An 18,792-nucleotide genomic window follows, 5' to 3' on the forward strand; every position below is an offset into this window, starting at 1 on the left:
GTAACCAGGTGTAACAAAAAACCCGGCACCAATGATGCCGGGTTCTGTTGCCGTAAGGGCAGGGTTTCTTAGAATTTATACGCGATACCTGCGCGAACCTGGTGGTTGTTGAAGTCGGAGTTGACCCCCGTTCCACCGAGGTTGAAGTTCTGGTCACCGAAATCCTGGTAGGTGTAATCGAAGCGGGCAACAATATTGTTGGTAACCGCAGCTTCGGCGCCAGCCCCCAGGGTCCAGCCGAGCGCTGTTTTGCTGTCTTTAAAACCATTCGCGGAGGCTTCGAGATCGGCAAGGGCCAGACCACCGGCACCGTAGATCAGGTAACGGTCAAAGGCATATCCGAGACGGCCGCGGAAATTTGCGTTCCAGTCAGAGCTGGATTTCAGCGAAAGGCCGCCAACCGTGCCGCTTTTCTCAAGATCTGTCAGGTTGAAGTCCGTTTCCAGACCAACGACGATGTTCGGCGTGACCTGGAAATTGTATCCGGCATAAACACCACCACCGACACCATTGGTGCTGAAGTCGTTGCTCAGACCGCCGGTGGTATTGTCGAAGTTGCCGAACGCCCAACCAAGCTGACCACCGACATAAAGACCGGTCCAGTCAATCGAATGTTGTCCTGCCGGTGCCGCGTCATAGGCGGGCGCCGGGGCCGGAGCCTGCGGCAGGTCGGCTGCCAAGGCGGGCAATGTGCCTGCCGCGCTGGCTGTGAGGGCAAGACCTGCAAGTGCAAGACGGTTCATTGAAATTACTCCAAATCCACACTAATTCGTTCGTTCCAGACGGGCTTGATGCCGCGTCCACACTTCCCCCGCTCATTGATATGGGGACCGTTTGTGGCGGATCAGGTCAGACAATGTGGAGTTTTGGTGACAAATGGCGGCAAATTTCTGTCAGGGTGAATGGGAAATTAAGTATTCAGCAATATGCGAAATTAGGGATTGAAGATCCTTGTTCGCAGCTTCCCCCGCACCAATCTATTGCGTATAACGCGCCCAACCGAAAACGCGCCGTTTGAATTGCCGCGCTTTTTTGACAACTCAGACCCGAACCGGAACTCAGAATGCTGTTTGACTACATAAGCCTGGCAGGCGGATTGGTTGTGCTGATTATCGCCGGCGATGTGTTGGTCAGGGGGGCTGTTGGGATCGCCCAGCGGCTTGGCATTCCAAATCTGGTGATTGGCTTGACGATTGTGGCGTTCGGCACGTCGGCGCCTGAACTGGTGATTTCGCTAAAAGCTGCCTTAAAAGATGCTGGTGGCATCGCCATCGGTAACGTTGTCGGGTCCAACATTGCCAATGTGCTTCTTGTTCTCGGCATGCCGGCATTGATCGCCGCCACACCTTGCGGTGAACAGGGCGCAACGCGAACTGCCGTTTTCATGGTGGCGGTCACGCTGGTGTTCATCGCCCTTTGTTTCTATTCGCCCATTGGCCTCTGGGCTGGACTTCTGCTTCTGGCTCTTCTTGCTGTTTTCCTTGCCGGGTCGACGATTGCGGCCCGGCGTCATCGCAGGGATCTGAAGGCAGCAGCCAATGCAGCTGGAGCTGATGTTGCCACCGATAGTTTCGACGAAGACGAGTTGGAGGATGTCGATGACGTTCCCGATTCTGTCTGGATCGCTATCATCTATATTGTCCTCGGGCTTGTCGGATTGCCTCTTGGAGCGCATTTCACCATCACAGGTGCTACCACGATCGCAACCGCCTGGGGCGTGAGCGAAGCGGTGATCGGCTTGACGGTGATTGCGCTTGGCACGTCCTTGCCGGAGCTTGCAACGACGGTGATGGCCGCCATCCGCCAGCATGGCGGCGTTGCGATTGGCAATGTGATCGGCTCGAACATCTTCAATCTGCTGGCGATTATCGGTATCACGGCCGTGGTTGTTCCGATTGATGTGCCGCAAGAGGTGTTGAAACTCGATGTCTGGGTGATGCTGGCATGTGCCGTTCTTTTGACCGCGCTGGCCGGATTCAAGATCTGCCTTGGCAAAATCTCTGGCTTTGTGATGACAGCTGCCTATGCGCTTTACATCGCCAGTGTTTACATGCTGGGCTATGCTGGCTGAGGGGCATGAACCTAGCTTCTTATCATTTCTGCGATTAGCGGATCCGGCTTGAAAGGCAGGCATGGACGACGTGTCCGAAACCGATAATCTCAAGGACGACGCATCCAGTAATGACGAAAGCCCGGCGCTGAAAGGTGTCGAAGTCATTGCCCGAGAGGTCAAACGCCTGCCAAATGGGCCGGGTGTTTACCGGATGCTCGATGAAAATGGCGACGTTCTTTATGTCGGAAAGGCCCGCAGTCTCAAGAAACGGGTGACCAGCTACACACGGCTGCAGGGACAATCCAACCGGATTATGCGGATGATCCTGGCAACGACCGCTATGGAGTTCGTGGTCACAAAGACCGAGCCCGAAGCCCTGCTTCTGGAAGCAAATCTGATCAAGCGGCTGCGGCCGCGCTTCAATGTTCTGCTGCGGGACGACAAATCGTTCCCCTACATTCTGGTGACAGGCGATCATGAAGCGCCTGCGATCATCAAGCACCGTGGTGCCAGAAAGCGGAAGGGCGAGTATTTTGGACCCTTTGCCTCAGCTGGCGCGGTTGATCGCACCATCAACGCTCTGCAAAAGGCCTTTTTGATCCGGACCTGTTCCGACAGTTATTACGAGAACCGGTCCAGGCCATGCCTGCAGTACCAGATCAAGCGTTGCGCCGGACCTTGTACCGGTGAAATAGCGGCTGAGGACTATGCGGGCCTTGTGTCGGAAGCCAAGGCGTTTCTGTCCGGCCGCAGCCAGTTGATCAAGGAACAGTTGGCGGAGCAGATGGAAACAGCGTCCGCCGACTTGGAATTTGAGCGGGCTGCGATCTACCGCGACCGCTTGGCCGCGCTTTCCCATGTGCAGGCTCACCAGGGGATCAATCCGCAGACCGTGGAAGAGGCCGATGTCTTTGCCATTCACCAGGAAGGCGGACAATCCTGCGTACAGGTGTTTTTCTTCCGGACAGGACAGAACTGGGGCAACCGGGCCTATTTTCCCAAAGCCGACAAATCCTGGGACGAGGCGGATATTCTGGAAAGCTTCCTGGCGCAGTTTTATGACGACAAACCAGCCCCCAAACAGATCCTCCTGTCCAATCCGCTGAGTGAACAGGACCTCCTGGCCGAAGCGCTCACCGAGCGCATGGGCCGCAAGGTCGACGTCTCTGTTCCCAAGCGTGGGGAGAAGAAAGAGCTCGTCGCGCATGCGCTGACCAATGCGCGGGAGGCGCTGGGCCGGCGCTTGGCCGAAACCTCGAGCCAGGCACGGTTGCTCAAAGGCGTTGCGGAAGCTTTCGATCTGGACAACCAACCTCGGCGCATCGAGGTCTACGACAACTCGCACATCATGGGCACAAATGCCGTTGGCGGCATGATTGTCGCGGGCGCTGAAGGCTTTGCCAAAGCTCAGTACCGGAAGTTCAACATCAAATCGGAAGATCTGGTGCCGGGCGACGACTACGGAATGATGCGAGAAGTTCTCTCCCGACGCTTCTCCAGGCTCTTAAAAGAACATGCACGGCCCGAAAGCATGGCGGATGATGTGGTGGGCGCTGAAGCTGGTGCGGACACTGATGAGGCTGATATGCCCGTCGAAACTGACATCCCCGCCTGGCCGGATCTGGTGCTGATCGATGGCGGTCAGGGGCAGCTGACGGCCGCCCGGGAAACGCTAGAAGAGCTTGGCATTACGGACGTACCTCTAGTGGGTATCGCCAAAGGGCCCGACCGGGATGCGGGCCGTGAGAAATTCTTCATTCCAGGCCGGCAATCCTTCATGCTGCCCGAACGCGATCCAGTGCTCTATTTTGTCCAGCGTCTCCGCGATGAAGCGCACCGATTTGCCATTGGTTCGCATCGGGCGCGCCGGAAGAAAGACATAGCCAAGAACCCGTTGGATGAGATTGCCGGTATCGGCCCAACCCGCAAGAAGGCACTGCTGTCACACTTCGGCACGGCCAAAGCCGTGTCAAAAGCGGGGGTGGAAGATCTTGCGGCCGTTCCGGGCATTTCCGAAGCCATCGCCCGCCTGGTTTATGATCATTTCCACGAGTGAGTTTGTTTTTCTGCGCAGACGCAATAAAAGAGCGGGTGCTGCGGCTTAGAGCACTTTTGAACAATACGGGGTCACTTGATGGATTCAAATCTGCTCTAGTTGCCTTTGAACGTCTAAGGAAAACTTTTGCCAAGATCCCCCAATGACATTTCCCGGATGTTCCGCAAGTTGTTAGGGCTTGCGGCATGGTGTGCAGCGCTTGGGGCTATCTGTGCCAGCGCGCTTGGCCTGTCATCATTTCTGGCACCTGATTATTGGCTCTCCGACAACATGAGCTTCTTCCTTTGGCAATTCCTCTATGCAGGGTTTGGTGGGGTGTTGCTCGGAGCGATTGGCCTCTTATTGGCTCATCGGTTTCAGGCGCTCTATCGCCTGACCGTTGCCGTTGCCGCGATCGCAATAGTGTCGCTTGCGGTTCTGACCGGCTTTCGAACCGTTGAAAACACAATTGATTTTGTGCAGCCATCGGACGAAGTCCATACGCTCAAAATCGCTTCGATCAATCTGGAGGCGCTGTTCCTCGGTGATCCGATCCTTGAAGCCTACCTGGAAGAGGTCGATGCCGATGTGATTGTCTTTCAAGAGACGATCTGGAACTTGCAGAAGTGGCAGTGGCAGCGGCGTGGCCTGCCCATCGGCGGTACGGATAATGGGATTTATCCGGCCAACTATCATGTCGGCCAGCTGGGCGGACTGGTGGTATTCTCCAGATTTCCGATCGAGGACACGGCGTCAATCGTGATTCCCGGTGTCTCGATGCCAGGTGCCAATGTTTATCACGATGCCGACCGGGAAATTTTATCGCTATCTTTGCTTGTCGGGGGACAGAAGGTCAACCTTGTCGCCGTTCATCCGGATAGCCCCCGGACCCAGCCACGCTGGCAAAACAAACGCTCCTATCTGGACATAATGGACGAAGCAATCGCGCAATTGCGCCAGGAAAACCCCGCACCGATTGTTGCGATTGGGGATTGGAACAGCGCTCCTTGGTCGGCCCGTTTCCAAGGGTCATTGACCCAAAACGATCTCAAAACCGCTTATCCGAATGGCATCCCGCAGCCAACGCGGTATTTCTATGACTACCGGCTGCGCTGGATTATCGGTGCTCCCGTTGACCAGGTCGCGGTTTCAGACGATGTCGGCATCGAAGATGTGGCACTTGGCCCACATATCGGGTCGGACCACAGGCCATTGATTGTTACGTTGCAGCTTGCTGAGGTGGCAAAAAACTGAGGCGCGGATGACACGTCTGCATTCCTCTGTGGGCTGGGTCAGAAAACAATTGAGCTTGCGCTCAGGATTGGAAAAACTGCAGCGGACTTTTGACCGATTCCTGCGGAAAGCCTAATGGCCAAACTCTACTTCAATTACTCCTCGATGAACGCGGGCAAATCGACAGTCCTGCTGCAAGCCTCCTATAATTACGAGGAGCGTGGAATGAACACGCTGCTCCTGATTGCGGCATTTGATGACCGCGCAGGCAAGGGAAGGATTGCTTCGCGCATCGGATTGGCAGCGGATGCGGATGTGTTTTCCGCAGCCGATGACCTTTTTGATCATGTGGTGGCTGATAGAAAAAACCGGGAAATTCACGCGGTTTTGGTCGATGAAGCGCAGTTTCTGACGGAGGAACAGGTGTGGCAACTGGCGCGGGTTGCCGATGAATTGCGTATTCCGGTGATGTGTTTTGGGCTGCGCACAGACTTTCAGGGAAAACTGTTCCCGGGCAGTTCGGCGCTGCTTGCGATTTCCGATAACCTGAAGGAGATCAAGGCGGTTTGCTGGTGTGGACGAAAAGCAACGATGGTGGCCCGGCTGGATGTTGATGGCAATATTGTTGATGAGGGTGATCAGGTCGTGATTGGCGGCAATGAGACCTACATTTCTTTGTGTCGGCGCCATTGGTCCGAGAAAAATCTTGGCGGTCAGGATTAGCGGATAACAGCCGCGTGCAAACGGACGGCTTGAAGCGCTGGCTGGACCGGCCTAAAAGAACGGCAGGAACTTCTTGAGAAGGATGGCCACATGTTCGGCAAAGTGTTGAAGTCATTGTTTGGGACGTCTGAAGGCGGTCAAAAGACCGGTAGCAGTGTCTCAGTTGACTATGACAGCTACACAATCATCGCGGAACCGCAGCAATCCGGCGGTCAGTGGCAAGTTCGCGGCCGGATCGAGAAACAGGTCGGAGAAGACCTGAAAAGCCATGTCTTCATCCGGGCAGATACTCTGCCGGGCGAGAGCGAAGCGGCCAACGAGATGATCCGCAAAGCCAAATTGATGATCGATCAACAGGGCGATACCATATTCAAGTGAAGGGCAAGGCCGGACAGATTGAAAGGCTCCGAATTTTTGGACCAGCCTGCCGGTAGCATTTAGAGCCTGAATGTCCGGCCAAAGAACCCATCACCTTCCCCGAATAGCCTGAAACAGACCGGTGTTAGAAAGCCAAATGAAAAACAGCGTCGCCTTCAGCCTGCCAAATCTTTTGACATATGGGCGGATCTTGGCAGTCCCTGCCGTGGCTGTTTGCTTTTATTTTGAAGGCACAACACCGAGGTGGATCGCGCTTGGCCTGTTCATTCTTGCTGCCATCACTGATTTCTTCGACGGATATCTCGCACGGGCCTGGCAACAGCAATCTGCACTTGGCCGGATGCTCGACCCGATTGCCGACAAGCTTCTGGTTTCCGTCGTCCTGTTGATGCTGGCGGCAGATGGCACCATTGGCGGATGGTCTCTGGTGGCCGCAATCATTATCTTGTGCCGCGAAATCCTGGTGTCTGGTTTGCGGGAATTCCTGGCCGAACTGCAGGTTAGTGTTCCGGTGACCCAACTGGCCAAATGGAAAACAACACTTCAGATGATAGCCATCGGTTTTCTGCTGGCCGGACCTGCGGGTGATACGATCTTTCCGTATACGTCTTTAACGGGTCTGATCGCGCTTTGGGTGGCAGCCACTCTGACCCTATATACGGGCTATGATTATTTCCGGGCCGGTATTGGGCATTTGATTACGGAACAAGCCCCGTAATCAGGCCATTCAAAACCGGACAACGGTCGAGGTGTTTATGAATATTCGGTATTTTGCTTGGGTACGTGAGCGTGTCGGCCTTGAGGAAGAAGCGATTGACGTTCCGGCTGAAGTTGTGACTGTAGCGGATCTGATCGGCCATCTGAAATCTTTGGATGACCGGCATGCGTTTGCCTTTGAAGATGGGGATGCCATCCGCGTTGCCCTTGATCAGATGCATGTGGAAGCGGACGCCGAGATTGGGAACGCCAAGGAAGCGGCCTTTTTCCCGCCTATGACGGGGGGATAGGCGATGTCCGTTGAGGCAACCGTCCGGGTTCAAACCGGGGATTTTGAGGCTCAGGTAGAAGCGGACCGGCTAGCAAAGGAGCGCAAAGATGTTGGCGCTCTCGTCAGCTTTACCGGACTTTGCCGGGATGAAGCCGGCACATTGGCCGCTTTGGAGCTTGAGCATTATCCAGGGATGGCAGAGGCGGAACTCGGCCGCATTGCCGATGAGGCCTTGAAACGGTGGCCTCTGACGGGGCTTACCGTAGTTCACCGGTATGGAAAAATCCGGCCAGGTGAGCAAATTGTACTCGTCGTTGCCGCGTCTGCTCACCGGCGGGCCGCTTTTGAAGCTGCAGACTTCTTGATGGATTTCTTGAAGACCCGGGCACCGTTCTGGAAAAAAGAACACTTCTTGTCCGGGCAATCGGAAAGCTGGGTTGCTGCAAAGGCAGACGACGATGCCGACGCAGGCAGGTGGATAGAATCCTAACGGCCTTTCAGCCTATATGGTAGATCGGTGCAACACTTCACCTCTTCCGGCTCTCTTTCCGGGAGATCTCATCGCGCTTGAACGGACCAACTTGTGAAACACAGCGATACTGCGACTGAATACTCCCCTGCCGCCTCCGGCACTGCACCGGCAGCCGGAAGGGGCAAAGCCGAGGTTCTGCGCGACCCAGGAATCCCGTTTGCCGAATTTGTGACCATCATTGCGCTATTGATGGCGCTGAATGCCCTGGCTATCGATGTTATGCTCCCGGCGCTGCCTGCCATAGGCGAGGCGCTCAAAATTCAGGAAGAAAACAACCGGCAAATGGTCTTGCTGCTTTATCTCGTCGGCTTTGGCGGTGGGCAGCTGTTCTTCGGCCCGATTGCAGACACCTTGGGCCGGCGCAAGGTTTTGATCGGCGGACTTGCCCTTTACAGCCTTGCCAGTGTCGCGGCGATCTTAACCAATGACCTGACCCAGTTTCTCGCTGCCCGGGTTCTGCAAGGGGTGGGCTGCGCTGCCGCGCGAGTGACAGCCCTTTCCATTGTCCGCGATTGTTTTACCGGCCGGCGGATGGCGAAGGTGATGTCTCTTGTGATGATGGTGTTTATGGCTGTGCCGATTGTGGCGCCGTCCATCGGACAGGCGATCTTGTTTGTTGCCGGCTGGCACTGGATCTTCACGATGCTGCTTGCGGCTGGTGTCGGCATGCTGGCCTGGACCGGTCTGCGTCTGCCTGAAACGCTAGCGCCGGAACACCGCCAGCCGATGGTGGTGTCAAACATCGCCGGGGCCTATTGGAAAGCGCTGACGACCCAGGTCACGTTCGGCTACACCATCGGCCTCGCGTTCATTTTCGGCGGCTTGTTTGCCTTCTTGGCCATGTCTCAGCAGATATTCGTCGACGTGTTTGGGCTCGGCGCCTATTTCCCGCTGGTGTTTGCCGCAATTGCCATTGCCATGGCCGGTTCGTCCTTCATGAATGCGCGACTGGTCGAGGCGATCGGTATGCGGCGCCTGTCGCATGCGGCTGCGTTGGCATTTACCGCTCTGGGATTTTCGATCGCCGCGGTTGCTGCGGCCGGATTTGAGAACCTTTGGCTCTTCCTGATTTTGACCACCCTAGTCATGACGACATTTGGTTTTCTTGGGGCAAACTTCAACACCATGGCCATGGAGCCTCTTGGTGACATTGCCGGCACTGCTTCGTCGGTCATTGGCTTTGTCAGTACGCTCGGGGGCGCGATCCTTGGATATCTGATGGGGCAGATGTTCGACGGATCGACCTTGCCCCTTGGTCTGGCGTTTGGCTTTTATGGGGTTGCTGCAATCGCCTGCATCCTGTTTGCCGAAAGAGGCAGCATGTTCCACGCACTGGAGCGCGCCGAATAACGGATCCGACCGCAAATTCGTCCAGATACTATCTCAGGCTAGCGGCGAGCTGACCATTCGTCCTATGACAAGCGCGCACGGTGCGTAGCGTTTTGTCATGGCGAGTGAGAAGACAAGAACTTTTGCCAAAATGTTGTTGTGAACTTCGCTGACCGGCGGCCCTTTGCTAATCTCCGACTATTCAATGCCGTTTTTGTTTCCGTATTTAACATCATGAGAATTCAAAATACCGGGCAGTAATCGAAGAGGTTGCCACGCTCGTGAAGTTGAATATTGAAATGATGGAAGAAAATTACTCAAATATGCCAGTGCTATATTTGCAGGTTGGGTAATTTCAGAGGTTGTGTCAGCTTCTGTATGTATTCCTGATTGTTTGTTGCTCTGTGTGTGGACGGGTTTTTACTTCAAGACATATTCTTCCTTAGGTGTTTGTTTTATATTCTCAGCCTCAATGAGAGGGGTTTACCTGAGGCGAGCTCAGTATGCGAAATTTCAAGAATGCTAAAAAGTTAGCAGGATATGTCGCTTCGTTATTAAGTTCATTTGTTCCGGCATTAGCGACGGCAGATGAGATTTTGGTTGGTGTGGAGGACTTGAGCTACTATCCGCACTATACATTTGATGATGGGGAATACCGCGGTTTTGGACGAGCGCTGTTGGATGCCTGGGCAGAAGACCGCGGGCACCAATTGTTTTTCAAACCCTTTCCAATCAAGCGCCTGATGCTCTCGCTCGTCAACGGTGAGATCGACCTGAAATATCCAGACAACCGGTATTGGGGGCAGGATGTAAAGGCCGCCAAGGATGTTTTCTATTCCGAGAAAGTCGTTGAATACATTGATGGCTTGTCCGTCAAACCGGACCTCATCGGTAAAGGCCCGGTGGCGGTCAAGAAACTTGGCACCTTGCGCGGCTTCACCCCTTGGGCCTGGCTCGATGACATAGACGCCGGCGATGTAGAACTGTCCGAAGTGAATACTTTAAGCAGTTTGATCAGTCAGACACTTCTTGGCCGGATAGATGCCGCCTACGCGAATGTATCGGTTGTTCAGTATCAGCTCTCACAGGTCGGGCAGTCAAATATGCTGCAGTTTGACCCGGGCCTGAAACATACGCGCGATTTTTATCATCTCAGTTCGGTTGGAAAACCGGAGTTGATAAAGGATTTTGACGTCTGGCTGTTGGAAAACCAGGAACGAGTCCAGAAGTTGAAACAACAGTTCGGTGTGTTGTTTCCGACTAGCATCCATAGTCATGAGCCGGATATCAGGTAGAGCCGATCGGATGCTGCGTGTTCTAAAAGGCCGCACCATTATTTCTTGCAAGGTGAGGGGCTCACGTCAGCCTGTGACCACAAACGATTATTCTGGTCCATGCTTTCGTGACACAAATGAAAAAGCCGGGCATTGGCCCGGCTTCTTTATAACTACCGCAGTGGTGCCGGATCATTTTCCGGAACCGGAGCGGGAGGAAGTTTGGTATCGGTAAAAGCCGGGATCACGGCTTCAAAGGCGTCCAGCCAGGCCACAAGTTTTGGGTGACCTGAGCGCCAGTCGCCGTTGTAGCGGATATCCAGATAACCGAGGGCGCACGCAAGTGTCAGCGTTCCGGCGTTGATGTCGTCTGCGGACGCCGGATGTGTTGGAACATTGGCTTCGAAATGCGCCAAAGCCCGGTCCATCTTGGCCGCTTGATAGGCATCCCAGGCCGGGTCACGGTACTTCGGTTCCTTGAAGCGTTTTTCATAGACCCGCAGGATTGCTGCATCCATCAGGCCGTTTGCAAGCGATTGATCGCGCAGCACCAGATACCGGCTTTCTCCTTCGGGAAAGAGTTTTCCGCCACCGGCAAGAAAGTCGAGGTATTCAAGGATCACGGAGCTGTCGTAGATCACTTCGCCGTTTTCCAGGACCAAGGCTGGGATCTTACCAAGCGGGTTCTGGCTTCTGAGTTCGTCAGACGGGTCCGCCGTGTTGGCTTCCACGATTTCAATCTTGTCCTTCAGACCGAGAATGGCCATGGCAAGCTTGATCTTACGGCCAAAGGGGGAGGGTGGCGAAGATCGCAGTTTCATCATTCTCAAACTCCTGACAGGTTTTGAAATAGGCGGGAAATTCTATCGGGCGGCGGGCGGTGAGACGGTCAGCTTGCCGGACCGGCATCCGCTCCGGTCGACAGACTGGCAAGACCGGAACTCAAGGTCCTTTGTCATGCAAATCCGGATTTCTTCCAGCTCACCGCGGTCACAGACGATAGAAATTGCATCATTGGAGAGACCGGGATTGACGCTTTTGAAAGCGTTCTCGATGGCTTGCGGTGCCGCTTGCCCCCGTTTGCTCAACGTCCGGAACGCTTTGGGGATGGAAACTTTCTGATAGGCCTGACGGGTGAGGTCAAAATAGTCTTCAGGTTCCAAGCCGGAACAGGTGCCGTGTTTGCGCCACTGATGGAAGATCAAGCCATGGCTTGGCATGATGTCGTCCATATCGAATGCGATTTGCCGATCGATCCGCCGGCGTGTGGCATCACAGCTCTCGGGGTAGCCGCGTTCATATTGCGGCCAAAGCCCATGAACAATAAAGCGGAAGGGGTTTGCCGACTTGCACTGATGCGGATTGGCGTCTGAACCAGCTTGTTTGCAGTAAGCAGGGGACCAGGAAAGCGCCAGGACGTAAAAATCAAAATCGCCTGGTGTGTCGGCAGAAGCGGCTGGCGCAAACAGAGCAGTGAGCAGGACTGCAGTCAGCCGCCGCAGATGTTTCGCCAGACGCATAACGCATTTTTCCGAATTTGAATTATTGAGCTGTCAATGAGCGGCAGGAACCACCATAGACATACCATTTGTCACGGCCGGTCAGGCAGGTTTCTACATTCCAGCCAAGACCAAACAGGCCCGCATGCGCTTCCAGTAGGTATTTTACCCGGACGCGGCTGCCGTCGGACAGTTTGGCGGTGCCGCTGCAATACCGGCGGGCGACCGGACTAACGACATTGGTTCTAAAAGTGGTGTCGCGAATTTTATAAAGGTCGAGAATCCGAACACCACCGTAATAAGACGGAATGGCCCGGGTGACGGTTTTCTGAACTGCGTTCTGGACCGACGTTGCACTACAGCCTGGCAACTGAGTGGACCCGCTTGTTGAGAAATAAACACGGTGTTCCCCGGCAGAAGCAGCCACCGTCATGATCCCAGAAAAGGCCAGTGCTGCTAGGGCGGTTTGAGCGATGCGGAAAAACGTCACGGCATAACCTCCGGTAGTATCTCGCCCTGACGATGGGGGAGGCCCCAGGCAAGGTCAAGGTAGGATCGAACAAAATCGGCTCATTTGGTTATTCACCGACGATTTGCTTTACGCTCCAGTCCGCTCCGGGGCCCTGATGGACCACGTCACAGAGCCATGGAAGCACTCCTTTCATTTCTCCCATTAGGGTAAACGGCGGGTTAATTATGGTCATTCCAGAGCCTAACATGCGGGTGTCAGGACCGCTTTTCCCAGCATTTAATTCCAAGGCCAGGATGTCACGCAAACCGGCATCTGCGAATTCTCTATGCATTCGTGAAATGGCACTGGCCTCTTTCATCGGGTACCAAAGCGCAAAAGTGCCCGTTGGCCATTTGCGCCAGCCCTTGATGACCGCCTCGGTCATATCGGCAAATTCGCTGGTTTTCTCAAAAGCCGGATCGATCAGAACCAGACCGCGTTTTTCTTTTGGTGGCAAGAAGCTGCCCAGAGCGAGCCATCCATCCAAATGGATGGTTTTGACGTGATGGTCTCCAGCAAACAAATTGGACAAGGTCTTGAAGTCGGCTGGATGCAGTTCAGTCAGGGTCAGCCGGTCTTGTTTGCGCAAAAGCCGCCGGGAGAGTAGCGGGGAGCCGGGATAGATCCGCAAATCGCCGTCCGGGTTTTCTTTTCTGATGACATCTAACCAAGGGGCAAGAAGATCTGCGACGTCAGCTGGGATTTCGGCTGCCAGAACCTTACCGATGCCTTGTTGCCATTCGCCGGTCTTTTGGGTTTCTTCCGACGTAAGATCGTAGCAACCAATCCCGGCGTGCGTATCAAGAACACGGAAGGCTTTGTCCTTGCGCTGGAGATAGGTGATCAGCCGCGCCAGGACTGCATGCTTGAGAACGTCGCCAATGTTTCCGGCATGATATGCGTGGCGGTAATTCATTCAGCCGCACCTGCATTGGCAGTCGCGGGGGGCTTTCTAAGGAAGACGACCGCTTTTTCTCCATGATCTGCGGTGCCAATTTCTTCAAAACCAAGGCGTTGATGGAACCGGAGTGAGCCGGGATTGGGCGGCCGGGAGTTGACCTCACATACAAAACTGCGCCCGGTGTCTTCGAAATGCTCGAATAAAGCGCGATAGAGCTTTTCGCCAATCTTCAAACCGCGCCTGGATTCATCAACGCAGATCCGATCCGTATAGGCAAAATTTGAAACCTTTTCGCTGAGCCACTTGTAATTGAGGCTGGAATAATCCGTGCCATCTCCGATGCACAGAAGAAAACCTGCTGGTGTCCCATCAACCTCGGCAACTAGACAGATGAGCGCCTGATTGATGAGATCCAGCATCTCCTCTGCAGTTAGTTCATTCACCGCAGGAACAGCCGCAGTGTTTAGCGGAAGCAGATGGTTCAGGTCACCGGGTTGGAACGGTCGGATGGCCGCAGTCGGCTGAGATGACGAAGTCATTAGATGCTCATAAAAGACAAAATTAGGTGGGTTATAAGGTGCCGTGGTGCGCAAGAAAAGCAGTTAAGATACAAATCAAAAACGGGCGCACATAAGTACGCCCGTTGTCACGGTTCTACTAACTGAGCAAAACGCCCGGCTTATTCGTAGTCCGGCTGCTCGCCGCTTCCAGGAATTGGGGCGTCTCCGCCGTCACCGTCGCTGCCTTCTTCAATCATCTGCAGATTGACCGCTTTCGGGCCTTTACCCCGGCGGTCCGGTTCGGTCTCAAAGGAGATCCGCTGCCCGCTGTCCAGAGATGCAAGGCCGGAGCGCTCCACTGCAGAAATATGCACGAACACATCCGTTTCGCCTTCATCTGGTGTGATGAAGCCGAAGCCTTTGTCGGACTTGAAGAATTTTACGACGCCAGACTGGCGTGGACCACGTTCAACAGGCGGAAAGTCCCGGCGCGGGCGGTCTCCGCCTTCACGATTTCCATAGCCGCCTTGTCCGCGGTCTCCGCCGCCATAACCACCGCGTCCGCCGCCGCCATAGCCGCCTTCACGACCGCCGCCGCCATAACCGCCGCGACCGCCACCGCCGCCGCCATAGCCGCCACCACCTTCGCGGCCACCGCCGCCGTAGCCGCCACGGCCGCCGCCGCCGTATCCACCGCCTTCACGACCGCCACCGCCGTAGCCGCCGCCCTCGCGGCCACCGCCGCCATAACCACCTTCACGGCCGCCGCCGCCATAACCGCCGCGGCCGCCACCGCCACGATTGCCGTAGCCGCCACGGCCACCATCCCTGTCGTCGCGGCCTTGGCCGCCACCAAAGTCATTGTCGCGTCCGCCCCGGTAGCCGCCATCACGGCCGCCGCCGTAGTCACCACCAAAATCGCTTCCGCCAAAGTCACTGCCGAAGTCTTGCGGACCGCCAAACTCACGTTTGCCGCCGCGCCGACCACGCGACCGCCGGTCCGAATCCCCATCGTGCATTACTTAATCACCTTAATTTCCGTGCCATCCAGCACTAACACCAAGTCTCACCCGCCTTCTCAGTCGAGCCAATACAGGCGAGCGCACTCATGTGCACTCACCAAACTACGGGATCGGGTTGAAACAGGTCTGCCGCACCCCTATCCAGCCGCTGCGGAAACATCATAAGGGCGCGTTTGTGAAAATCGCAAGAAAATCCTGGAGCGAATCGCTATTTAGGCGTGCTTTTTAAGGGCCAGGTGTTTGACCAATTGGACAAGTCTGGCTCAGTGCCGTCACACGTTTTGCGGGAGGCTTCCTCAAGTAACACCAGGCCGGTGCCATTCCAGACCCATCGGTTCCAAAGACCACATTCACCCACTCCGGAGCCTTTGAAGTAGCTAATCAGCTGCAAATCAGCCGGAATCCAAAGGGCGTTGTAAATCAAATCGGTCGCTATTGGACCGTTTTCCGACATTCTGGCTACATGCACTTGGCGGGCAGCGCCATCTTTACCAGCATAAATTGCAACATAGGGGCTGTTGTAGGCCGAAGGAGCACCGCAAGGAATGATATAAAGCGATGCGCCATCGTCCAGCGGGACACGGACTGCATTCAAACTGGCGAAAATGGTTGGATCAATTGTCGAGCACAGCCGGTTGGCGTGCCAGATAGCGGAAACCTCGGCTGGCAGTTCCTCGGGTGCCATAAGCGGCAGAGCGTGTGGCGCGTTGACGGCAGGATCTGTTCCTGGAGAAACGATCGCGGAAACTGTACCGGTGCGGTTTTGGCGGTTGTCTAGCCACAAGAGACCAGACTTCAATCCCTGTAGCGGGACAGTAACGGACAAAGTATCTACACCGGTTTCATCTGGCATGTGTATCGTCAGCTCGGTGCCGGTCTGCAGCGCCTCTAGAAGGGCTAGCGTGACAGCACCTGTCGGATACCAAAATCCCTCGCCGCCAAGCGGGCGGAAACCGGCTGGAGATGAGACAGTTGGCTGAATTTCCCGCAGCTGTTCGATTGGCAAAGATTCAATGGTTTGGCCGTCTACATCGAAACGTAGAGTTCCTGTCTGAGGGAGAACGGTATTTGTGGTCAGCCGCAGGAGCGGCAAAGCATCGGCTTGCCAGTCCCGGACGATCCTCAGATCCACCCAGACGGACTGGTTTCGGGTCAAGGAAGAAGAAAAACACACGCCTGTGCTGGCACAGTCAACCGACCAAGTGTCAAAGACCGGAGCAGTTCGACCAGGCTGGGCCCCTACTTCGGCTCCGCTTCCTAAAACCAGGAAGGCTCCCACTACAGCGCTGAACAGTCGAGATGTCATTCGGTTCCGAACCTGATTTTCTGGGCAGATCCTACAAGGACCTCTCATCTTGTACGAAATGGAGAGGGCAAGGTGAAGCCGCCGGAATGCAGAAACATACGGTGCTGGAGATTTGTCCCGTATTTGTTACAAGGTTCTTTCAATCTGTCCAACAAGGAGAATGCTGTGGCGCAGGACAAGCCGAATTCGGGTGAGGGGGCTGGCAACAGCACGCAGACAGAAGACCTGCCGCCAATCCAGATTATGATTATTCCTGTCACCGGGTTCCAGCAGAATTGCTCCGTGATCTGGAATCCAGCCACGCTGGAAGGCGCTGTGGTGGATCCCGGCGGTGATGTTGATATGATCATGCAGGCGATTGAAGACAAATCCGTCAAAGTCGAGAAGATTGTTCTGACGCACGGTCACATTGATCATATTGGCGGGGCTGCCGATCTTGCCGAACGCCTGTCGGTTCCTGTTGAAGGACCTCATGAAGCCGATCAGCCGCTGATCGACCGGGTCGCCGATCAAGCTGCTCAATTTGGCATGGGTGAAGCCAAGCCAGTCACTCCTGACAAGTGGATGCAGGAAGGGGACGTTCTGGATATGGCGGGTCGGAGTTTCGAAGTTCTTCATTGCCCTGGCCACTCACCTGGGCACTTGGTCTTTATCGACAAGGAGCTCCGGTTGGCGATTTCCGGCGATGTGCTCTTTGCCGGCTCAATCGGCCGGACCGATCTTCCAGGTGGCGATCATGCGACCTTGATCCGGTCGATCACGGAAAAACTTCTGCCGCTGGGGGATGACATTTCCTTCCTGCCTGGGCACGGACCTGCATCCTCTTTTGGTCAGGAACGTCAGACCAATCCGTTTCTGACTTAAATACCCCAGAGAGGACCTCAAAGAAGTGCGTTGAGGTCCTCAATCCGATCATTGACCAGCCAGCCATAATAGTTCTCTCGAGGCCAGGATTTGCCGCTCCGGCGGAATTTCGCTGCGCGGCTCCAGGGATCGCCGAGATTGTAAAGCGTTGCCGTCAGGCCTGGATTTTTAGAGATATCTACCTTTCCAACTGACTTATAGGCATCGATCGCGTCGCGGATGATCGCGGCCATGTAGTGCAGGGACTGGTTTGGATCCATCGTTGCCTTGTAGACGGCTTCCGGGTTCGTGGACTTGAGCTTGCGGAAGTTGCTTTGCCGCGCCACACGGTCGGTCATTTTAAGCACCGTCAGCGGGCTGAGCTGACCGAGGCCGAAACTCTGGCCGGAATAGAGCGGTTGAAAAAAGGCTTCGTTGAAATTCTTGGAAGGGTATTTCGTGCCGTCAACACGTTTGCCGCGGAAGCGGCTGTTCCAGACTTGCTCGTAACAAGACCAGCGCCGGTCGCTGCTCTTTTGAACGTGGTCTTTGCGGCAGCGGTCGAATTGCGGCCGTTTGACAAAGTCCTCCACTTGTTCGCCATCAAGCTCGAACTCGAACCGGATGCCGGCATATGCGAGTGCCTTCACATAGTAGGATTGCGCGCTGTCGAGCGTATCGTAGTTATAGGTGTGTTCGCCGACGATCGAGCCAATGATGTGAATTGGGTCAATCTTATAGCGCTTGGCAACACGTTTGATGGAGGACATCAAACGGCGATCCCGTTTGAGGACACCTAGAACCTTATTGAACTTGGCATCGTAAGACGATTTGGATGCAGATGTTCTTCGCGCGGAGGCATAAGGAATTTTGGGCTGAGAGCGGTAACGGTTTCCTTCCGGAACCACGCGAACAGATTGTGCGTAGGCTTTGTTGACCAGGAAGCCAAGGCCCGGAGAGGACAGAGCAACCATACCAATGAGTATTGCGGCCACAATTATGCGAACAGAAAACCTATGGACGACAGAATTTCGTTTCATGGTAATCGCTCGGGGCCAATTCTCATGGTTATTATCGTGGACCGGACCTGCGCCCAGTGAAACTTGATACCGACAGAATGTATATCTAACGCAGCGTTATTGGGATATATTGATTTTATTATATGCGTGCGAAAAGAGCATTCTTGCCAGCGAGATGCAACTGCCACAACGTCTTACAGGCCGTCCATCAACAAGGAAGTGATATAAATCACATAGGCATGACCCTTCGTTGAAATGTGGGCCTTGGTAAAACTATCATAATCGTTTGCCGGCATTCGGCCCCATGTGCAGGCGGACGTCCTTTGGTACGTTCATATGATCATAATAGGGTTTGTGCCGGATGAGCCCGCATAGTTCCCGTTGAATGGTGACGAACCATAGTGCTTCCTGCGCCACAGCCAGTTTTTCGCCAATCAACTCCTCATCCTTGGGGTCTAGCGACTTGGCGTGTTCCAACTGAGTGAGTGCGATTTCCAATTTCTTTTGCAGCCGGCCGAGGGTCGAGGCTTTTTCATTGAATATCTCATGCTGTAACGCGGCGGATAACGGATCCTGGGCTGCGTCTGGCCGGTAATAGATTTGTGGCGGGCGGATGGACATAATCTTGTTCCAGCTTTCCGTTTCG

At 54.9% G+C, this 18,792-nt stretch carries 21 protein-coding genes; 11 read left to right on the forward strand and 10 right to left on the reverse strand.

Annotation, left to right across the window (positions count from 1 at the left end):
• Positions 1–68: 68 nt before the first annotated feature.
• Positions 69–743, reverse strand: a complete 675-nt coding sequence (locus FJ695_RS11720; protein WP_141185622.1) for an outer membrane protein — start codon at positions 741–743, stop codon at positions 69–71.
• 320 nt (positions 744–1,063) lie between these two features.
• Here FJ695_RS11720 and FJ695_RS11725 point away from each other — a divergent pair, with 320 nt between their 5' ends.
• From FJ695_RS11725 to FJ695_RS11770, 10 genes are all read left to right on the forward strand, one after another.
• Entirely contained in the window at positions 1,064–2,071 is a 1,008-nt protein-coding gene (locus tag FJ695_RS11725; protein ID WP_141185623.1) for a calcium/sodium antiporter, read from the forward strand.
• A gap of 61 nt (positions 2,072–2,132) precedes the next feature.
• The gene (gene uvrC / locus FJ695_RS11730) at positions 2,133–4,109 is read left to right on the forward strand and encodes an excinuclease ABC subunit UvrC (RefSeq protein ID WP_141185624.1); all 1,977 of its coding nucleotides are present in this window, start codon (positions 2,133–2,135) and stop codon (positions 4,107–4,109) included.
• Between the two features lie 126 nt (positions 4,110–4,235).
• Complete coding sequence (locus tag FJ695_RS11735; protein WP_209011014.1) at positions 4,236–5,342, forward strand: endonuclease/exonuclease/phosphatase family protein; 1,107 nt, start codon at positions 4,236–4,238, stop codon at positions 5,340–5,342.
• A gap of 114 nt (positions 5,343–5,456) precedes the next feature.
• The gene (locus FJ695_RS11740; protein ID WP_141185625.1) at positions 5,457–6,044 is read left to right on the forward strand and encodes a thymidine kinase; all 588 of its coding nucleotides are present in this window, start codon (positions 5,457–5,459) and stop codon (positions 6,042–6,044) included.
• 90 nt (positions 6,045–6,134) lie between these two features.
• Positions 6,135–6,422: an HlyU family transcriptional regulator gene (locus FJ695_RS11745; protein WP_141185626.1), complete on the forward strand. Its 288-nt coding sequence runs from the start codon at positions 6,135–6,137 to the stop codon at positions 6,420–6,422.
• Positions 6,423–6,558: 136 nt separating this feature from the next.
• Positions 6,559–7,140, forward strand: coding sequence for a CDP-diacylglycerol--glycerol-3-phosphate 3-phosphatidyltransferase (gene pgsA, locus FJ695_RS11750; protein WP_141185627.1), 582 nt, complete (start codon positions 6,559–6,561; stop codon positions 7,138–7,140).
• Positions 7,141–7,177: 37 nt separating this feature from the next.
• Positions 7,178–7,429, forward strand: a complete 252-nt coding sequence (moaD, locus tag FJ695_RS11755) for a molybdopterin converting factor subunit 1 (RefSeq protein WP_141185628.1) — start codon at positions 7,178–7,180, stop codon at positions 7,427–7,429.
• A 3-nt stretch (positions 7,430–7,432) separates the two neighbouring features.
• On the forward strand, positions 7,433–7,900 hold the full coding sequence (locus FJ695_RS11760; RefSeq protein ID WP_141185629.1) for a molybdenum cofactor biosynthesis protein MoaE: 468 nt from the start codon (positions 7,433–7,435) through the stop codon (positions 7,898–7,900).
• Positions 7,901–8,077: 177 nt separating this feature from the next.
• On the forward strand, positions 8,078–9,292 hold the full coding sequence (locus tag FJ695_RS11765) for a multidrug effflux MFS transporter (protein ID WP_371708991.1): 1,215 nt from the start codon (positions 8,078–8,080) through the stop codon (positions 9,290–9,292).
• Positions 9,293–9,885: 593 nt separating this feature from the next.
• Positions 9,886–10,566, forward strand: a complete 681-nt coding sequence (locus FJ695_RS11770; RefSeq protein WP_168206333.1) for a transporter substrate-binding domain-containing protein — start codon at positions 9,886–9,888, stop codon at positions 10,564–10,566.
• Positions 10,567–10,718: 152 nt separating this feature from the next.
• On the opposite strand, the gene FJ695_RS11775 is transcribed toward FJ695_RS11770, so the two are convergent.
• The 7 genes from FJ695_RS11775 to FJ695_RS11805 form a co-directional block, all read right to left on the reverse strand.
• Positions 10,719–11,369 (reverse strand): glutathione S-transferase family protein, encoded by a 651-nt coding sequence (locus FJ695_RS11775; protein WP_168206334.1) that lies wholly within the window; start codon positions 11,367–11,369, stop codon positions 10,719–10,721.
• 39 nt (positions 11,370–11,408) lie between these two features.
• Positions 11,409–12,065 carry a ribonuclease T gene (locus tag FJ695_RS11780; RefSeq protein WP_141185631.1) on the reverse strand — a complete coding sequence of 219 codons (657 nt, stop codon included), beginning with the start codon at positions 12,063–12,065 and terminating at the stop codon, positions 11,409–11,411.
• Between the two features lie 22 nt (positions 12,066–12,087).
• Positions 12,088–12,534: a hypothetical protein gene (locus tag FJ695_RS11785; RefSeq protein WP_209011015.1), complete on the reverse strand. Its 447-nt coding sequence runs from the start codon at positions 12,532–12,534 to the stop codon at positions 12,088–12,090.
• Between the two features lie 88 nt (positions 12,535–12,622).
• Positions 12,623–13,471 carry a 23S rRNA (adenine(2030)-N(6))-methyltransferase RlmJ gene (locus FJ695_RS11790; protein ID WP_141185632.1) on the reverse strand — a complete coding sequence of 283 codons (849 nt, stop codon included), beginning with the start codon at positions 13,469–13,471 and terminating at the stop codon, positions 12,623–12,625.
• Entirely contained in the window at positions 13,468–13,995 is a 528-nt protein-coding gene (locus FJ695_RS11795) for a GNAT family N-acetyltransferase (protein ID WP_168206335.1), read from the reverse strand. The genes FJ695_RS11790 and FJ695_RS11795 overlap by 4 nt, the downstream gene beginning before the upstream one ends.
• Positions 13,996–14,135: 140 nt before the next feature.
• Positions 14,136–14,975: a cold-shock protein gene (locus tag FJ695_RS28450; RefSeq protein ID WP_141185633.1), complete on the reverse strand. Its 840-nt coding sequence runs from the start codon at positions 14,973–14,975 to the stop codon at positions 14,136–14,138.
• A gap of 211 nt (positions 14,976–15,186) precedes the next feature.
• The gene (locus FJ695_RS11805) at positions 15,187–16,284 is read right to left on the reverse strand and encodes a DUF1176 domain-containing protein (protein ID WP_141185634.1); all 1,098 of its coding nucleotides are present in this window, start codon (positions 16,282–16,284) and stop codon (positions 15,187–15,189) included.
• Positions 16,285–16,527: 243 nt separating this feature from the next.
• Here FJ695_RS11805 and FJ695_RS11810 point away from each other — a divergent pair, with 243 nt between their 5' ends.
• Positions 16,528–17,148 (forward strand): MBL fold metallo-hydrolase, encoded by a 621-nt coding sequence (locus FJ695_RS11810; RefSeq protein WP_141188697.1) that lies wholly within the window; start codon positions 16,528–16,530, stop codon positions 17,146–17,148.
• Between the two features lie 17 nt (positions 17,149–17,165).
• On the opposite strand, the gene FJ695_RS11815 is transcribed toward FJ695_RS11810, so the two are convergent.
• Positions 17,166–18,101 carry a DUF1402 family protein gene (locus FJ695_RS11815; RefSeq protein ID WP_141188698.1) on the reverse strand — a complete coding sequence of 312 codons (936 nt, stop codon included), beginning with the start codon at positions 18,099–18,101 and terminating at the stop codon, positions 17,166–17,168.
• A gap of 321 nt (positions 18,102–18,422) precedes the next feature.
• Positions 18,423–18,767, reverse strand: coding sequence for a DUF6665 family protein (locus tag FJ695_RS11820; RefSeq protein WP_141185635.1), 345 nt, complete (start codon positions 18,765–18,767; stop codon positions 18,423–18,425).
• Positions 18,768–18,792 lie beyond the last annotated feature (25 nt).

The sequence above is a fragment of the Labrenzia sp. PHM005 genome (genome assembly GCF_006517275.1).
Lineage (GTDB): Bacteria > Pseudomonadota > Alphaproteobacteria > Rhizobiales > Stappiaceae > Roseibium.